Below are 18110 nucleotides of genomic sequence, written 5' to 3' on the forward strand. Positions count from 1 at the left end.
GTCTATTTACCTCATTTTACTATATTTTTATTGAAAGTCTGTAAATCCTTTTCCTAATACTTCTGTTGATTCATTAACAGTTAAAAAGGCATCTGGATCTATTTCTTTTACATCTTTTTTTAAAGCTATAAACTCACTTGAACTTAATACTGTGTATATTATTTTTACATCACTTCCAGTATATCCGCCATTTCCATTAAGTACTGTACACCCTCTATCAATTTTTTTAATTATGTGATTAACTATCTCTTTCTCTTTTGATGTTATTATAAATACTTGCTTACAACTATTAAATCCATCTATAAATTTATCTATAACTAAACCTATTAAAATAACACTAAAGAATCCAAATAATCCTTTATCTACACCAAATACACTGATTGCCAATATACAAACAGATGAATCTGTAAGCAATACAGATATTCCTATTCCAATTGGGGTAAATTTACTAATAATAGCTGCTATAATACTAGTTCCACCTGTAGATGCACCTTGATGAAAAACAATAGCTGCCCCCATTCCTAAAATTATTGATCCAAAAAAACTAGCTAAAAACATATTTTCAGTTAAAATCCCTGGGGTAAAAAACTTTTCAATTATCCACATAAATACTGAAAGCATTATTGTTGCATAAATACTTTTTGCTCCAAAAGATTTTCCCAAAACAAGAAATGCTAATATAAAAAGGAAAACATTAAGAACCAATACAACTATACTAGTATCTAATCCTATTAATTTATTTATTACTAATCCTATACCAGATACTCCCCCTGCTGCAATATCTGCTGGAAAGAAAAAATACTCTAATGCTATTGCTGTTAATGCTATCCCTATTGTCGTTAATAAATATTCTTTAATCTTTTGCATAATTATCTCCTATCTTCCATTTTTTAATCTTCATCTATCCACTTAAATCCTTCTCCCATAACCTCATGGACCTCTCCAACTGTAATAAATGCATTTTTATCAATACTGCTAATATGATTTTTTAGTTTTATAAACTCACTTCTATCCAATACTGTATATAATAGTGATGTATCTTTACCAGTAAAACCACCTATACCTTTTATAAATGTGCATCCTCTTTCTAAATCATTTAAGATATATTCACTTATTTCTTTATTTCTATGACTTATTATTGTAATTTCACTTTTAACTTTAAAACCAGCTATTATCTTATCTATAACAACACCATTTACTATAACAGCTAATAATCCATAAAGTCCTATATTTATACCAAATGTTATTGCCCCTAATAGAGTAACTAAAAAATCAACCATAAGCAATGATTTTCCTATATTAAAATGAAAAAATTTATTTAATATCTTAGCTATTATATCTGTTCCTCCACTTGATGCATTAGCATTAAATACTATTGCCATTCCTAATGCTGCTATTAATGTCCCAAATATAGTAGCTAACATTAAATCATTTGTTATGGTAAACGGGAAAAACTTTTGCATTATCCACATAGATGTCGATAATAAAAGACTACAATATATACTTTTAGCTCCAAACTTAGGTCCTATTGCTATTAATGCAATCACAAATAAAGTAGCATCCATAATAAGCACAAGTGGTCCAATTGATATAAATGGTATATAGTGATTTATAACAATTGCTAAACCAGTTATTCCTCCAGCCGCAATATTATTAGGTTCAAAGAAATATACAACTGATATTGCAACTAAAAGTATTCCAATAGTTATTAATAAAAAATCCTTAAAATTATCTTTTCTCATAAAAATACTCCTTACACATTTAAACTATTTGTATTATTTTCCCTCACTCTACTTTTTTTATCCCAAATGATTTAATACACGTCACCATTATATACCTTTTTTAGCAACAAAAAAACTGCGATTTTTTTATCGCAGTTTTTAGGTGGTAAAATAGCTGTTTTGTGGTTTATAATCTATTTTTTTAAAGTAATTGCTTGTTTAACTTTATTAACTATATCTTGTGCTGTTAAGTTATAAGCCTTTAATAATTCATCCGGCTTACCACTTTCTCCAAAAGTATCATTAATTCCAACCTTTAAAACTGGTACTGGATATTTTTCAGTAACAACTTCTGAAACTGCAGAACCTAATCCACCAATTATACTATGTTCTTCAGCAGTTACTATAACTCCTGTTTCTTTAGCAGCTTCTATAATTAACTCATTATCTAAAGGTTTTATTGTGTGTATATTTATAACCTTAGCATCAATTCCTTCTTGTGATAAAATTTCTTTTGCTTCTATAGCAGCATCAACCATAATTCCAGTTGCAACTATAGTTGCATCTTTACCTTCTGATACTACAACACCTTTTCCTAATTTGAATTCATAAGTATTTTCATCATTTATTACATTAACTGCAGCTCTTCCTAATCTTACATAGCAAGGTCCATCATATTTAGCTATAGCCTTAATTGCAGCCATAGTTTCAACTGCATCTGCAGGTGAGATAACTACCATATTTGGTATACTTCTCATTAATGATAAATCTTCAACAGTTTGGTGAGATGCACCATCTTCTCCAACTGTTAATCCAGCATGTGTAGCACAAACTTTAACATTTAATTTAGGATAACAGATTGAGTTTCTTATTTGTTCAAAAGCTCTACCTGCTGCAAACATCGCAAATGTACTTACATATGGAATTTTTCCACAAGTTGATAAACCTGCAGCAACTCCCATCATATTTCCTTCAGCAATCCCCATATTAAAGAATCTTTCTGGAGAAACTGCCTTAAAGTCAGCCGTTTTAGTAGATTTAGATAAATCCGCATCTAATACTACTACATTTTCATTTTCTTTTGCTAATTCTGCTAATGCTTTTCCATATGCTTCTCTTGTAGCGATTTTCTTACTCATTATCTGTCTCCTCCAATCTCAGCTAAAGCTTTTTCACATTGTTCCTTGCTTGGTGCTGTACCATGCCATGCTGCTTCATTTTCCATAAATGATACGCCTTTTCCTTTAACAGTTTTACATATGACAACTGTTGGCATGCCCTTACATTCTTTTGCTTTTTCTATAGCATCTATTATTTCATCATAGTTATGTCCATCAATAACTAATACATTCCAACCAAAAGCTTCAAACTTCTTATCTATTGGTGATGGATTCATAACATCTTTTATGTTTCCATCTATTTGTAGTCCATTAAAATCTACAAAAGCAGTTAAGTTATCTAATTTATAGTGAGCTGCACACATAGAAGCTTCCCATACTTGACCTTCTTCTAATTCACCATCACCTAAAATAGTATATACCCTATATGCTTTGTTATCTATTTTCCCTGCTAAAGCCATTCCTACAGCTGAAGAAATTCCTTGACCTAAAGAACCAGTTGACATATCTATTCCTGGTAAACACTTCATACTTGGATGACCTTGTAATCTTGATCCAAACTTTCTTAAAGTACTTAATTCTTCTACTGGGAAGAATCCTTTTCTTGCTAATGCACTATATAAAACTGGTGCAGCATGACCTTTTGACAATACAAATCTGTCCCTATCTGGATTCTTTGGATTGCTTGAATCTATATTCATTTCCTTAAAGAAAAGTGTAGTTACAATATCAGTTGCAGATAAAGATCCACCTGGATGTCCTGATGCTGATTCTGTTAACATTGAAACTATATCTTTTCTGATTAGTTTAGATATTGATTTTAATTCTTCTACATTATTAACCATTTAAAAGCCTCCGTCGTAACAATTTATATTAATATACTTTATTATACTCTATAATTATGTAAATTACCCAAATTTATTTTAACATAAATATTTTTATTTGTATACACTATTTTAAATTAAAGTATACATTATTGTTTTTAAATTGTATATCACATTTAATATCAATCATAAAATATATTTATTTTTATACTAAAAAAGACAAAGTATCCCTACTTTGTCTTAATAATTAGTTAAATTAAACTTTTAAGCTAGACTTATACTAATAAGTAATGATTTATCTACCTTTCTCATATCAGCATCTGTCATATGCCCTATTTTCTCTTTAAGCCTTTTTTTATCAAGTGTCCTTATTTGCTCTAATAACACAACTGAATCTCTATTCAATCCATATTCTTCTGATGAAATTTCCACATGCGTTGGAAGCTTGGCTTTATTGATTTGAGAAGTTATAGCCGCTACTATTACTGTAGGACTATACTTATTTCCTATATCATTTTGTATTATAATCACTGGCCTAATTCCACCTTGCTCAGAGCCTATAACAGGACTTAAATCTGCATAAAAAATATCCCCTCTTTTTACAACCATAGTAGTCATTAAAAATATCACACTCCGCAAAGCCATTTCTCATATTCATTTATATCATCAAATTTGTATTTAAGTGACTTTTGTGATGAATTAGCATCATATGCAAGTTCTAAATTAATTTTCGACATCTCTTTATACCCATTTTTCATTAATTCAAAGAACTCACTTGCTTCATTCTCCTCACTATATAGTATTAAACTATCTTTAATAAATTTACTACTTTTTTCAAAATCATTTTTAAATTTACGGATTACTATATTATCTATCTTTTTTGACATATTCGACCTCCTGGGAGTTCTATTTCCTATGTATAAGAAAATTATATTTCAAAATATGTCATTTTGTAAATAGAAATGTAATAATATGCGCAAATTTTATATTTTTTTACAATTGTTAACCCTTTAAAAGTATATTTTTAATCATTATTCTATAAAATGATCACTATGTACTTATATTGTCACTATGGTTAATACAACTAGAATGAACTAAATACTTCAATAGCTAAATTTTCTTTATATCATTTATCTATATTTAATCATTTGTTTAATTTAACTCTTAACATTTTTATAACTTATGTGATGAATACTGAATTTATATTCAGCATTCATCTAATAATCTTAATAAAGCTTAGTTAAACAAGTCTTTATCAACCTCTTTAACAACTTTAAAATCTTCATAAATTATTCGTACTGAGTCATTACCATCCTTATCATAAATTACAATTCCAATAGGTGTCTTAGTCTTTTTATTTATAAAAATCCTAGCGCTATTAAAATGTTCATTGTTTAAAAATAACTCTGTATCCACTTGTATATATATTTTATCTCCCCACTCTTCTTGTCCCTCTTTTATAGAATCACTCTTTAGTGGATAAGATAATATCTTATTCATAAATGCCATTGAATGAAGTATGTCCATATCACTTTCAATCACATATTCACCAGTAGATGAATTATCCTTTACATGAATACCATCTGATTTATAAATCTTAACTTTATCATCATCGAATTCAACCCTTACTCCTTCTTCGTTTGAATAATATTGAACTGTATTCTCTCGCTCTTCTCCTTTGCTATTCTTAACTATGTACTCAACTTTTGTTTCATAACACTTAATATTTTTTAAATTCCTAATTATCTTCTCATTATCAGGTGAAAGTATCCCTCTAAAAATAATAACAAGAAAGATAGATATAAAAGGTATAATTAGTAATAATGTTATAATAATTTTTTTCTTCATATATCCTCCCATAAGCACTATTTCATTATTACTAATATTAAGAAACTATAGATTTTATTCATATTTTATTATTAAGTTGCTTAAAAAAATATTATTTATGTTACTTATTACTATATAAATATTATGTAGGTTGGTTCGATTCTAGTACCACAAACGCAATTGCGCAAGTTCTATTATGAGAAATAGAAACATTAAATGTATAATTATCAACTTTTATTATATCTTTTACTTTATCAGATACTTGTACTATTGGCTTTCCTAGTTCATCTCTAAAGACTTCTATATCATTAAAGCTAAATCCTCTCATACCAGTTCCTACAGCTTTGCTTACAGCTTCCTTTACAGCAAAATTTCCAGCCACACTTTCAACTCTAAGTGTACTTTTATTTAATTCATCAAGTTCTCTTTTAGTAAATATCTTTTCTAAAAACATTGGTGTATTGTTTATTGCTCTATCAATTCTCTCAATTTCTATTATGTCTGTTCCAATTCCCAATATCATTAAATCACCTCATTTGTTAAACTATTTATCTATAAGAATAACTTAATTATCAGCTGTAAATATCACTTATGTAAATATAATTTTAAAAATTAAAATTCGGCAGCACACAAATCTGAATATTCACCAACAATATCAACTAAATGAATAGGTGAAACTAAATTATTAAATAACATTACTAGTATATCATTAGCTTTCATCTCTTCACTTGCTACTAAGCTTACAGAATCTCTCTCTAAATTTATTATTTCTCCATTATTAAAATCTTGTCTTTCTATTTCAATTCCAAATGCTTGTCTATTTTTTATGTTGTTTTCAGTCATTCTATAAATATATTTAACTTCATTCTCCTCAATATTTACTATTTTACTTAATGTTTTATTTATCTTCATAATACCCTTACCCCTCTACATATTATTTAATAATAAAACAATACCATACATCGAATTAAAATTATGTCAAATAGTGTTGCTACACAAAATAAAATTTTCCTTACCTTTCAACATAATTGTAATTTATTACACTTTTTTCAGTTAACATTATAACTTTACTTACTAATTATGTTATTTAATATATGGAAATAACTGTCGAAAGCTATACTACTATGAAGTATTTTCTTTCAAAAATAGAGATTGTTTTATAACAACCCCTATTTAACACATTATTCTTCGCCACTAACTTCGTTATTCTCTCTAACTTCTCTTCTATTTCCAACAAATTTGAAGTCTTCCGCAACAACTTCAGCTATATATTTTTTATTCCCTTGTTTATCTTCATAACTTCCTGTTTTTAATCTACCACTTAAGCTAATATAACTTCCCTTAGTCATATACTTACAAACAACTTCTGCTTTTCTTCCCCATATAGTTACTGGAATTAAGTCAGCCTTTCTAGTTCCATCAGCAGATTTAAAATTTCTATCTACTGCTATTATGAACCTTGTAAAAACTTTTTCACCATTATCTATAGTTTTTAGTTCAGGGTCCTTTATGAGTTTTCCTAATAACACTATTTTATTCATTTAATTACACCTCCTGAATATTTCACCTTTGAGTATAACCACTTCAAATTTTTCTATTCATGGAAAGTTTATTATAATTAAATTTATTACAATTAGATATTAAAGCTGTAGAAAGGATAATTAATTTAATAAATTAGTTTTTCTTATGACTATAACTGAATTAATCTCTCCTCCACCAATCAAAATTATTGAAGTAAGATACAACCATGTTATTAATATAATAACAGCACCTAAACCACCATATATTTTAGAATAATTACTAAAATTATTTATATAAAATGAAAAACCTAAAGAAACAATTAACCATCCAACTGTACATGCAATAGCTCCTGGTAGAACTTCTTTCCACCTAAGTCTTTTTGAAGGAGTATATCTATATATACTAGCAAAAATTAATATCATCATAAATACAACAAGTACATACCTAAGAAAATTCCATACTTTATATACCACACTTGGAAACGGTAAATATGATGCTATTAAATCTCCTATTAAACGCCCAAATACTAGCATTACTAATGTTAACATTATTAGAAAAGCTAATGCAAATGTACATATAACTGCTATAAAAGCTCTTTTAATAAACGATCTATTTTCACTTAATCCATATGCTTTATTTATCCCTTTAATTACTGCCCTAAAAGCTGAAGATGCAGACCAAATCACCAATAGCAAAGATGCTCCTAATAATCCAGTATTTTGTTTTTCAATAATTTCTATAATCACATTATAAATAAGTTCGAATGCACTAGTAGGCAACATAGCTCTTAATGCCCCTAATACCTCCATAGAATCTAAATTACTAAATCCAACTAATGTTAATAAAAAAATTAAAAAAGGGAAAAATGATAATATTAAATAGTACGCTAATTGAGCTGCTAAAGCAAAAATATCATCATCTCTTATTTTAACTATAAAATACACTATAAAATCAAAAAATCCCCTTTTTTTTGCCTCCTCTTTTTTATACATAATATCACCATGTTTCCTTTCTAATATATCCCTTATTATATACATAACTACTATTTTTTACAGTTAAATTTATAATCTTCTACCTCCCATTCCTTAGGTAAAATCAATTTATATTTATGAATTTTATATCTTCTATCTATTAATAATACTCTTCCTTTATCACTCTCTGTTCTTATTACTCTTCCTGCAGATTGAAGAACTTTATTTATACCTGGATAAGTATAAGAGTAATCAAAGCCACTTTCTTCAAAGTATTCTGATATTATATTATTTTCAATAGAAACCATCGGAAATCCAACTCCTACTATTATAGCTCCAATTAATTTTTCACCAGGTAAATCTACTCCCTCTGAAAACATCCCACCTACAACTGTAAATCCAATAATATTATTATCTTTCTTAAAAGCATTTAAAAACTCTTCTTTCTTTATTTCCGACAAATTTTCCTCTTGTAACATGGTTCCTTCTTCTCCATATATATTTATATATCTTGAATACACCTTATATAAATATTCAAAGGAAGGTAAAAACACCATATAATTACCTTTTTTTTCATTAATAAATTTATATATGATATTACATAATATATCAATATTCTTTTCTCTATTAACATATCTCATATCTAAAGGATATACATATGTTGATAAATTTTCTTTATTAAATGGTGAATCAAATCTTAATTTAAAACTTTCTTCATCTCCACCTATTAAATCAACATAATATTTTATAGGAGATAAAGTAGCGGAAAATATAATACTAGAATAGGTATTTTTAATAACTTGCCTTAAATTTTTAGCAGGATTAATACAAAATATTTTTATGCTAAATTCACTTTTATCACTTTTCAAAATAGTTGTATACTCTTTATCATATAATTCACTTGCTGCAATGAAATTTCTCACTTCATAATAAAACTCTAATACTTCATCATATCCATCTGTTCCCTTACTTTTTACTAAATAATTATCTGCTTCATTAACAAATGCCCTCAATAGCTTTATTAATTCTTTATATTGCTCATTGTGATATTTAATCTTTTTATTTATTTCCTCTAATTCTCTTCTTATATGTATCATTTCTTTATTTATAGAGTTAGAAATTTTATATAGCTTCGGTACTTTTCCCTTTATAATCTTATTAACACCCATTACTTTACTTTTTTCTAAAGTACAGCTATACATTTCTCTAGCTCTATTAGCAAGATTATGTGCCTCATCTATTAACACTATATTTTCTTCATTTCTCTCTTCAAATATTCTTTTTATCTTTACTCTGGGATCAAAAGCATAGTTATAATCACAAATAACTCCATCGCACCAATTACTTAAATCTAAAGAAAGTTCAAAAGGGCATACCTTATACTTCTTAGCATATTCAACTATTTCTTCTCTAAAAAATATATTATTGCTTTTTATTAAATTCTTTATTACATCATTTATTTTTGTAAAATAATCTTTTGCATAAATACAATCATCTGGATTACATTTCACTTCATTATTAAGACATATTTTTTCTTTTGCAGTAATAGTAACTACTTTAAACTTCAAATTATTTTTAAATAATTTAATATATGCCTCTTCCGCTACAGTTCTAGTAATTGTCTTAGCTGTTAAATATACTATTTTCTCTCCCATTCCTTCTCCTATTGCCTTTATAGCTGGGAAAATGGTTGATATAGTTTTTCCTATTCCTGTAGGAGCTTGTGCAAACAATATTCCTTTTTTTCTTATATTACTATAACAGCTTACTGCTAGTTCTCTTTGTCCTTTTCTATACGACTTAAAAGGGAATTTTAACTCTTTTATACTTTTATTTCTCTCTATTTTGAATGACTCTTTTAAAGTTAATATCTCTAAATATTTATTTACCAACTCATATACAAAATCCTCCAATTCTTTTAAGGTATATATATGATCAAAAGATCTAACTTGATCTGTATTTATATTAAAATAACTCAACCTTATAGTTATGTTTTTTATATTATTATCTATACAATAAATATAACCATAAAACTTTCCTTGAGCCCAATGAAGCAAATTGTAATCTTCATATAAATAACTTAAATCCATATAAGTTGACTTTATCTCTTCTATAATTATATTGCCATTTTCACTTATAATTCCATCAGCTCTACCATCAACTAATAAAATTATATTATCCTTATAAAATTCATGTTGCATCCTTACTTCTTTTTCATAATTCTCATATATTAATTCATTATCTTTTTGAAGTTTTCCATGAGCAATTGTTCCATCTACAGCACGTCCTCTAGATACAAATCTATCATCTAAGCTTCCACTTTTTAATACATATTCTATTATTCCTCTAACTGATTCTCTAAATAGTAATTTCTCCTTCATAATCATTCCTCTCTTACATTACTATTTTATTATAACAAAAAAGCCACCAATTAAATCGGCAGCTTAAATTTATGAATGATATTCTTTTACTATTTTTTGAACTAGTTTTTTAATAGCGCTGGCTTGAGCTATTAAAGACAATACTATAACAAAAGTTCTAATACTATTTTCGTCCTTATCATCTAGCTGGAATTCCTTAATAATTAAATCTAACTTTTCATCATTTATTGCTGTAGCATTTAAGTTTTTATCAAAACTTTCTTCTTGAATTTCAAAAAATAACTTATATGCTGTTTCCCAATCTATGATATCATCTGCTCTATCGTTTATTTCATTAAAAGCTAAACTAAATACTTTTTTAATTTCTTCTGTTGTAAGTATTGGTCTCATATAACTTAATAATACAAGCTGAACTAAATGTATCTTAGTATACCCTCTTTTTTTACCATCTTCGGGTTTACTAATAACTTCACTTTTTATATAATTTTGAACTATATTATTAGTATATTTATCTTCAACAAACTTATCATTTAAAAAGTCTATTACTTGAGATAAAAAAAGATCATATTTCGGTAACTCTTCATAAGGTATCATTGATGTATTAGATATCTCTTCTGTAATTTTTTTTATATACTTATTATCAATTTTATTAACCATATTATTTGACCTCATCTTTCTTATATAATTCAATATTTATATTATATAGTAACTATAAACTTATTACAAGTTATTTTCATCTATCTTATATGTTATATTTTTATTTAGTATAATATTAATTTTTAACACCTATTAATAAAATTATACTTTTAAATTTACATTTTTACTTTTTTTGCTTTTTTTATTTATATATATTTAATACTTTTAAACTTGTCCTACGTAATTATACAATATTAAAGGACAATCTATGTATTATTATGTTTATTTTGTCATTTATTTTATAAAATGTTATTGACTTTTCAAAAATATGGTAGTATAGTTTATTTATGAATTAATTTAAAGAGAATTTTGTAATTAAAACTTTTTTTAAAGTTTATTATTGACTTTTAATTACATATCTGCTAATATTAATCTGCTAAATGTCGAAATTTGTTTAAGGAGGAATTTTAAAATGAAATCAACTGGAGTTGTAAGAAGAGTAGATGAATTAGGAAGAATTGTTATTCCAATAGAATTAAGAAGAACTTTAGATATCGCTGAAAAAGATGCTTTAGAAATATACGTAGATGGTGAACAAATCATATTAAAGAAATATGAACCAGCTTGCATCTTCTGTGGTGATGCTAGAGATGTTGTTAACTACAAAGGTAAAAACATCTGCAAAAACTGCATGGAAGAATTAAAGGTTGGAAAGTAATTAATTATTACTATACATAATTTCATTAAACCAATCAGAGAGGCTACCTTTTGGTACCCTCTCTTTTTAACTTATAAATTAATTGCCACTTTATAAACTTCTTTTTTAGGCATTTCTCTTTCTTTAGCAACTATCTTTATGGCCTCTTTTTTATCTACTCCATTATTAATCAAATTCATTAAGTGTTGTTCAACTGTTACTCCGCTAAGCTCTTGTTCTTTCTCCGCTCTAAATTCACTTTCACTTTTACCTGAAATAACTAATACAAATTCTCCTCTTGGCTTGTTATCTAAAAACCAATTATATGCTTCTCCAATAGTTCCTCTATATATATCTTCATGTAATTTTGTTAATTCTCTACAAACAGCAATATTTCTATCACCTAATGTTTTCTTTAAATAATCTAAAGTATCTATAAGCCTATGAGGTGATTCATAAAAAATTAATGTTTCCTTTTTATCTTTAATTTCTTCCGCTAATATTTTCCTTTCTTTAGTTTCTCTTGGAATAAATCCTCTAAAAATAAATTTTGTAGTATCTAAACCTGAATAAACTAAAGCTGTTGTTATAGCAGTAGCCCCTGGTAATACTTCAAAGAGTATATTATTTTCTATACATTTGCTAACTACAACACTTCCTGGATCTGATATCCCTGGTGTTCCTGCATCTGTAACTATGGCTATATTCTTACCTTCCTGAACCTTTGATAATATTTCATCACTTTTACCTTGTTCATTATGTTGATGGTAACTAAAAAGAGGTTTCTTTATATTAAAATGATTTAATAACTTTAAACTTTGTCTTGTATCTTCAGCTGCAATTTCATCTACACTTTCTAATACTTCTAATGCTCTTAGTGTTATATCTTTTAAATTGCCTATTGGTGTTGGTACTAAATATACTTTTCCATATTCCATATAATTACTTCCTTCCATAAATACGATCTATTTCTTCACTATAGTTTCCATTATCATCATATACATATAGTGTTTCTTCCCATTTTAAAAATGCTCCACCATCTCTTTGTCCCTCTACTAAAACTATATTAGGTGCTTTTTTAGTATTAGGCTGAACCATTCTAACTCTTTTCGGCTCTATTTTATATTTTCTCATAAGACCAAAAATATCAGCTAATCTTTCTGGTCTATGTACTATAAACATTCTACCATTATCCTTAAGCAATCTTCTAGCTGCTATAATTACATCCTCTAATGTACACATTACTTCATGTCTAGCTATTGCTAATTTATCATTTGGATTAACTATTCCTGCATTATTTAATTTATATGGAGGATTAACCGTTAATACATCAAAATTACCTAGTGAATCTATTAATGCTTTATCTTTTAAGTCACCATGAACAAACTTAACTATATCTGTAGTATTGTTAAGTAAAGAACTCCTATTAGCCATTTCAACCATATCTTCTTGTATTTCTATCCCTATAACTTCCTTAGGTGCATATTTACCATAAGCTAAAAATGGAACTATTCCTGTCCCTGTGCATAAATCAATAACTCTATGCTTATTCTTTATATTTGCAAAATGTGATAATAAAACTGCATCTACACCAAATCTAAAGCCTTGTTGTTTTTGAATTAATCTTAATCCTTTTAGCTGTAAATCATCAACACTTTCATCAATATTTATCTTAATGTCCATAAAACACTCCTTAACTAAATTGTAAACTAAGTACTTTTATTATACATATTATAAACAAAAAAGACTAGGATTAACAAAATCCTAGTCAATACAAATTATAATATTCTTCTTGCTGTATAGAATTTATATACACTTGAAACTTTAACTACATCACCAGTACTTGGTGCATGTATCATTTGTCCTCCACCTACATATATACCAACATGTCCAGTATGAGGAAAAACTAAATCCCCTGGCTGTAAATCATTATAAGATACAGCAACACCTACATTTATTTGATCATATGTTGTTCTTGGTAAGCTAACTCCAGCTGCATTTTTAAATACGTATTGAGTGAATCCTGAACAATCGAATCCACTTGGAGTTGTCCCACCCCATTGATAAGGTGTTCCTAAGAATTTATATGCATAATCAACTACTGCATTACCTGTTGCTGATACTGTTGAGTCACCCCTGCTTGGCTTACTTGCAGCATTTGCTGCATCTATAGCAGCTTGAAGCTCTGAAATCTTAGCTTGTGCAGCTTCTATCTTAGCATTTACTTCTTCTTTAACTATATCACTCTTAAGTTGACCATCTCTAATACTTCTTAATTGGCTAATTGCACTGTTTAAATCACCTATTGAACTTGAAGAATTCTCTATAACAGAATATTGAGCTTGTACTAATGTTCTTTCTGAAACAGATAAGAATTCTCTTTCAAATTCATCTTGTTCAGCTTGTACTTGTGCAACTAATGTTTCTTGCTCATCTTTTTTAACTTCAAGTTCACTTAAAGATTTTTGAGTTTCTTCATTTATTTTTGTAAGTTCATTATTCTTTTCATCTAAAGATGTAATTTTATCATTAAGAGAATCTTGCTTTTCCTCTAATTCTTTAACTATCTTTTTATCTATTTTCACTAATCTGCTAGTTGATTCAATCTTACTAATTAAATCATTAAAACTCTCAGCGCTAAATAGTAACATTATGTAACTACTTTGTCCACCTGATTTGTATAACTCTCTAACTCTTTTACCTAAAACTTCTTCAGTCTTAGCAATTTCCTCTTTAGCAGTTTCAATTTCTTTTTGTGTATTTTCTACTTCAACCTTTATTTGTTCCATTTGAGTATTATTTGATTCAATTGTTTGAACTAAAGGTTCTATCTCTCCATTTAAAGCGTATATTTGATCATTTATATCTTCAATTTTCTGTGTTAACTCATCATATTTCTTTTGGTTTTCTATTACTTCTTGATTTGGTGTAGCAAATGCAGGCATTGCTGAAGTAATAACTAAAGTTGCAGCTAATGCAGCTGATATTATTCTTTTTCTCATATTATCCGTAAGGCCCCTTGACCTTCCCCCTCTCCTTTGTTTTCTATATCATTATATCACTTATGGAAACTTTGGACAATGGTAAATTTTAAAAATAGGCATTTTGCTTAATGTAAATGTATACTTATTTTTATTTTACTGGAAAATAACTACCCTTTTTTAACCATATTAATCTTTATTTTCTTATATACCAATAATAATTATCAATTACTTTCTAATTTTCTTATTTAATATGTATTGAGTTGTAGATAATAAAGCTATACATATAACGAATACAGTAACTACTATTTTACTAACATTTCCTGAAATAAAAGATATAGTAGAGCAAACCAAACCTATTACCCCTATTGATATATTGGTATATCCACTAACTTTCATTGCTTTAACTTCCTTATAAACTTCTTTATCGCTAGTATCAATACTCTTTATATATTTATTATTTAATAAAAATGCGCCTAATAATATAAATCCTAAACTCCCTAGAAACATTACTAAAATTTTAATATTCATATTCTCACCTCACAAAAATATTTACAATATAAAATTATATCACAATATTTATAAATATGATTTATCAACTAAATAAAATTAAAAAATATATTTCAATAAAAGTATTGACATAATTATAAATTGCTCATATAATATTAAATGTACTTCGGGGTGTGGCGCAGATGGGAGCGCGCGTGGTTTGGGACCATGAGGTCGCAGGTTCGATCCCTGTCACCCCGACCAAAGAGATAGGTTTTAATCTATCTCTTTTTTGTTATGTAAAATTATATTTAGGAGATGATCATTTGAATAATATAAAAGCCGCTATATTTGATTTAGATGGAACTCTTGTTGATTCTATGTGGGTATGGCAACAAATAGATATAGATTATTTATCAGAAAAGGGACATGCTGTTCCAGATAACTTAAATGATGAAATTACTCATTTAAGCTTTTCTCAAACAGCTGAATACTTCAAAAATAGATTCTCAATTGAAGATTCAATTGAAGAGATAATAAATACTTGGAATACTATGGCCTATAATCATTATAAAAATAATGTAAAACTAAAGCCAGGTGCCCTTAATTATTTACAAAAGTTAAAAGAATCCGGAATTAAAATAGGACTAGCTACTAGCAATTCTATTCCTTTATTGACTGCAACCTTAAAAAACAACAATGCTTTTGATTTATTTGATGCCATTACCGTTACAGATGAGGTAAAAAAAAGCAAGAGCAATCCAGACATATATTTATTAGCTGCAAAAAAGCTAGGAGTTAATCCTTCTGAATGTATGGTATATGAAGATATAATAGCTGCTGTTGAAGGCGTGAAGTTAGCTGGCATGAAAGTTACTGGTGTATATGATGAACATGCTAAACATCAAATAGACCTATTAAAAAGGGAATGTGATAATTACATATATAGTTATGAAGAATTACTATAATTTATTAAAATAAAAGTTTAATAATTGTAAAAATCACATGTATAAGCAAATTACTTATACATGTGATTTTTATTATAAATCTTACCTAGATTCTATACTAAAATCTTTTAACATCATATTTAGCTTCAAGTTCTTTTATTAAATCTAAATATTTCTTTTCTTGATTTTCTTGGATTAATTTTTGAATAATTTGATTTTTAACGTCATCAAATTCTGAAGTTTTTGGTTCATTCTTTGCATCAACCTTAATTAAATGATATCCAAATTGAGTTTTAACTGGCTCACTTACTTTTTCTAATTCTAATTCAAAAGCAGCTTCTTCAAATTCTGGAACCATCATTCCTCTACCAAATACTCCAAGATTTCCACCTTGTTCTTTAGATGGACATGTAGAGTATTGTTTAGCAGCTTCTTCAAAAGATAACTCTCCATTTTCTATCTTATTCTTAACATCAGAACATAATTCTTCATTATCAACTAATATATGCTTTGCAGATACTGTTGCTGGTTGTTCAAATTCATTTTTATGCTCATCATAGTATTTTTTAGCATCCTCATCAGTAACTGTTACCTCAGCTAATACTTTATTAATTGTTAATTGTGTAAGTAAATCTTTCTCAACTTGAGCTAAATTTGCTTTATACTCTTCTGTCTCATTTATTTTCATTTCAGTTCCTAATTTGTGCATTAAATCAAATGATATCATTTGCTCTAATAATTGCTTTTTCCCCATTTCAGAATTGAACATTCCTCTTTTATCTGCTGGATATCTCATTATTATTGCATTTAAATCATTTTCTGTTATTTCAACACCTGAAATAGTAGCTAAAACTTTGTTTTCCATGTAAATTTCTCCTTTTTTATATATGATGTATATAATTATAACAGATTTTTACCAATGTATATAGTTACAATTATTTTATTGATTATATTTTTCTATTATTATATAATAATTATTATTATATAAATTTAGGAGGCCAATATGGTAGAAATTAATTCTTTAGTTCCTGATTTTTCATTAATGGGTTCTGATGATAAGGAACATAAATTAAGTCAATATAGAGGTAAAAAGGTAATACTTTATTTCTATCCAAGAGATAACACTCCTGGCTGCTCAACTGAAGCATGTGACTTTAGAGATAATAATAATAACTTTGCTGACAAAAATGCAATTGTTATAGGTATAAGTAGAGACTCATTAAAATCTCATGCTAAATTTATTGAAAAATTTAACCTTCCTTTCGTACTTTTAAGTGATGAGAACGAAGAAGTTTGTAATTTATTCAATGTTATTAAAGAAAAGAACATGTATGGAAAAAAAGTTATGGGTATAGAAAGAAGCACCTTTATAATTGATGAAGAAGGTATTCTTGTTAAGGAATATAGGAAAGTTAAGGTTAAAGAACATGTTAATACAGTTCTTGAAGAGCTAAACTCACTATAAAAAACAATTAAAATTAAAAATAGTCTCGAAAGTTTAAGTAAGATAAGAATTTACATATAGTAAAATTAATACTTTTAGCATTAATTTATGCCTCTTACTTTTTTAAACAATCGAGGCTATTTTTTCAAATTTAATCTTGAAATCCATTGATATCGCTAGCTTTATGACTTCAAAATTTTTATATTTTCCTAGACATTAAAAAACTCTGCTTATAAGGCTGTGTGTTTCTTTATTATAAAAGTTATCCACAATTCTTTAGTAAATATAATTTCCTAAAGAGTAAAATAAAAAGCACTAACATAAGTTAGTGCTTTTTCCTGGTGGCTCGACCAGGAATCGAACCAGGGACACGAGGATTTTCAGTCCTCTGCTCTACCGACTGAGCTATCGAGCCACATTACCTGGCAACGTTCTACTCTCCCACACAGTCTCCCATGCAGTACCATCGACGCTGTAGAGCTTAACTTTCCTGTTCGGAATGGGAAGGAGTGTTTCCTCTACGCCATCATCACCAGATGCTATGCTTTTCTAA

General features: G+C 27.6%; 21 protein-coding genes, 2 tRNA genes and 1 rRNA gene. 4 read left to right on the forward strand and 20 right to left on the reverse strand.

Annotation, left to right across the window (positions count from 1 at the left end; genetic code table 11):
- Nucleotides 1-27: 27 nt before the first annotated feature.
- From Q0Y03_RS05510 to Q0Y03_RS05570, 13 genes are all read right to left on the reverse strand, one after another.
- Complete coding sequence (locus Q0Y03_RS05510) at nt 28-867, reverse strand: YitT family protein (RefSeq protein WP_297712846.1); 840 nt, start codon at nt 865-867, stop codon at nt 28-30.
- A gap of 23 nt (nt 868-890) precedes the next feature.
- The gene (locus tag Q0Y03_RS05515) at nt 891-1742 is read right to left on the reverse strand and encodes a YitT family protein (RefSeq protein WP_297712847.1); all 852 of its coding nucleotides are present in this window, start codon (nt 1740-1742) and stop codon (nt 891-893) included.
- Between the two features lie 173 nt (nt 1743-1915).
- Nucleotides 1916-2860: a transketolase family protein gene (locus tag Q0Y03_RS05520; protein WP_297712848.1), complete on the reverse strand. Its 945-nt coding sequence runs from the start codon at nt 2858-2860 to the stop codon at nt 1916-1918.
- Complete coding sequence (locus Q0Y03_RS05525) at nt 2860-3684, reverse strand: transketolase (RefSeq protein ID WP_297712849.1); 825 nt, start codon at nt 3682-3684, stop codon at nt 2860-2862. Before Q0Y03_RS05525 ends, Q0Y03_RS05520 begins: the two co-directional genes overlap by 1 nt.
- Nucleotides 3685-3927: 243 nt before the next feature.
- Nucleotides 3928-4281, reverse strand: a complete 354-nt coding sequence (locus tag Q0Y03_RS05530) for a type II toxin-antitoxin system PemK/MazF family toxin (RefSeq protein ID WP_291678434.1) — start codon at nt 4279-4281, stop codon at nt 3928-3930.
- An 8-nt stretch (nt 4282-4289) separates the two neighbouring features.
- Nucleotides 4290-4550, reverse strand: coding sequence for a hypothetical protein (locus Q0Y03_RS05535; RefSeq protein WP_297712850.1), 261 nt, complete (start codon nt 4548-4550; stop codon nt 4290-4292).
- A 349-nt stretch (nt 4551-4899) separates the two neighbouring features.
- Nucleotides 4900-5511, reverse strand: coding sequence for a germination lipoprotein GerS-related protein (locus Q0Y03_RS05540; RefSeq protein ID WP_297712851.1), 612 nt, complete (start codon nt 5509-5511; stop codon nt 4900-4902).
- A gap of 121 nt (nt 5512-5632) precedes the next feature.
- On the reverse strand, nt 5633-6013 hold the full coding sequence (gene acpS / locus Q0Y03_RS05545; RefSeq protein WP_297712852.1) for a holo-ACP synthase: 381 nt from the start codon (nt 6011-6013) through the stop codon (nt 5633-5635).
- 89 nt (nt 6014-6102) lie between these two features.
- Entirely contained in the window at nt 6103-6402 is a 300-nt protein-coding gene (locus Q0Y03_RS05550) for a DUF6514 family protein (RefSeq protein ID WP_297712853.1), read from the reverse strand.
- A 269-nt stretch (nt 6403-6671) separates the two neighbouring features.
- The gene (locus tag Q0Y03_RS05555; RefSeq protein WP_297712854.1) at nt 6672-7031 is read right to left on the reverse strand and encodes a single-stranded DNA-binding protein; all 360 of its coding nucleotides are present in this window, start codon (nt 7029-7031) and stop codon (nt 6672-6674) included.
- Nucleotides 7032-7151: 120 nt separating this feature from the next.
- Nucleotides 7152-8003 (reverse strand): YihY/virulence factor BrkB family protein, encoded by an 852-nt coding sequence (locus Q0Y03_RS05560; RefSeq protein WP_297712855.1) that lies wholly within the window; start codon nt 8001-8003, stop codon nt 7152-7154.
- A 50-nt stretch (nt 8004-8053) separates the two neighbouring features.
- The gene (locus tag Q0Y03_RS05565) at nt 8054-10363 is read right to left on the reverse strand and encodes an ATP-dependent DNA helicase (protein WP_297712856.1); all 2310 of its coding nucleotides are present in this window, start codon (nt 10361-10363) and stop codon (nt 8054-8056) included.
- 69 nt (nt 10364-10432) lie between these two features.
- A complete protein-coding gene (locus Q0Y03_RS05570) occupies nt 10433-11020 on the reverse strand; it encodes a DUF1836 domain-containing protein (RefSeq protein ID WP_297712857.1) in 588 nt (195 codons plus the stop codon).
- 451 nt (nt 11021-11471) lie between these two features.
- Here Q0Y03_RS05570 and Q0Y03_RS05575 point away from each other — a divergent pair, with 451 nt between their 5' ends.
- Nucleotides 11472-11717: an AbrB/MazE/SpoVT family DNA-binding domain-containing protein gene (locus Q0Y03_RS05575; protein WP_133015918.1), complete on the forward strand. Its 246-nt coding sequence runs from the start codon at nt 11472-11474 to the stop codon at nt 11715-11717.
- A gap of 71 nt (nt 11718-11788) precedes the next feature.
- Here the strand turns inward: Q0Y03_RS05575 and rsmI are convergent, their stop codons facing one another.
- The 4 genes from rsmI to Q0Y03_RS05595 form a co-directional block, all read right to left on the reverse strand.
- Nucleotides 11789-12634 (reverse strand): 16S rRNA (cytidine(1402)-2'-O)-methyltransferase, encoded by an 846-nt coding sequence (gene rsmI, locus Q0Y03_RS05580; protein WP_297712858.1) that lies wholly within the window; start codon nt 12632-12634, stop codon nt 11789-11791.
- Nucleotides 12635-12638: 4 nt separating this feature from the next.
- A complete protein-coding gene (locus tag Q0Y03_RS05585) occupies nt 12639-13379 on the reverse strand; it encodes a tRNA1(Val) (adenine(37)-N6)-methyltransferase (RefSeq protein WP_297712859.1) in 741 nt (246 codons plus the stop codon).
- Between the two features lie 95 nt (nt 13380-13474).
- Nucleotides 13475-14698, reverse strand: coding sequence for a C40 family peptidase (locus tag Q0Y03_RS05590; protein WP_297712860.1), 1224 nt, complete (start codon nt 14696-14698; stop codon nt 13475-13477).
- Nucleotides 14699-14905: 207 nt separating this feature from the next.
- Nucleotides 14906-15208, reverse strand: coding sequence for a hypothetical protein (locus tag Q0Y03_RS05595; protein WP_297712861.1), 303 nt, complete (start codon nt 15206-15208; stop codon nt 14906-14908).
- A 146-nt stretch (nt 15209-15354) separates the two neighbouring features.
- Here Q0Y03_RS05595 and Q0Y03_RS05600 point away from each other — a divergent pair.
- A tRNA-Pro gene (locus tag Q0Y03_RS05600) sits at nt 15355-15430 on the forward strand.
- Nucleotides 15431-15492: 62 nt separating this feature from the next.
- Nucleotides 15493-16134 carry an HAD family phosphatase gene (locus tag Q0Y03_RS05605; protein ID WP_297712862.1) on the forward strand — a complete coding sequence of 214 codons (642 nt, stop codon included), beginning with the start codon at nt 15493-15495 and terminating at the stop codon, nt 16132-16134.
- Nucleotides 16135-16231: 97 nt separating this feature from the next.
- Here Q0Y03_RS05605 and Q0Y03_RS05610 read toward each other — a convergent pair whose 3' ends face one another.
- The gene (locus tag Q0Y03_RS05610) at nt 16232-16978 is read right to left on the reverse strand and encodes a peptidylprolyl isomerase (RefSeq protein ID WP_297712863.1); all 747 of its coding nucleotides are present in this window, start codon (nt 16976-16978) and stop codon (nt 16232-16234) included.
- Nucleotides 16979-17116: 138 nt separating this feature from the next.
- Here Q0Y03_RS05610 and bcp point away from each other — a divergent pair, with 138 nt between their 5' ends.
- Entirely contained in the window at nt 17117-17578 is a 462-nt protein-coding gene (gene bcp, locus Q0Y03_RS05615; protein WP_297712864.1) for a thioredoxin-dependent thiol peroxidase, read from the forward strand.
- Nucleotides 17579-17896: 318 nt separating this feature from the next.
- On the opposite strand, the gene Q0Y03_RS05620 is transcribed toward bcp, so the two are convergent.
- Together Q0Y03_RS05620 and rrf are read right to left on the reverse strand one after the other, a co-directional pair.
- Nucleotides 17897-17972 (reverse strand) — tRNA-Phe (locus Q0Y03_RS05620).
- Nucleotides 17973-17977: 5 nt separating this feature from the next.
- Nucleotides 17978-18094 (reverse strand): 5S ribosomal RNA (rrf, locus tag Q0Y03_RS05625).
- Between the last annotated feature and the right edge of the window lie 16 nt (nt 18095-18110).

This window comes from Clostridium sp. (genome assembly GCF_026168755.1).
Taxonomy (GTDB): Bacteria; Bacillota; Clostridia; order Clostridiales; family Clostridiaceae; genus Clostridium.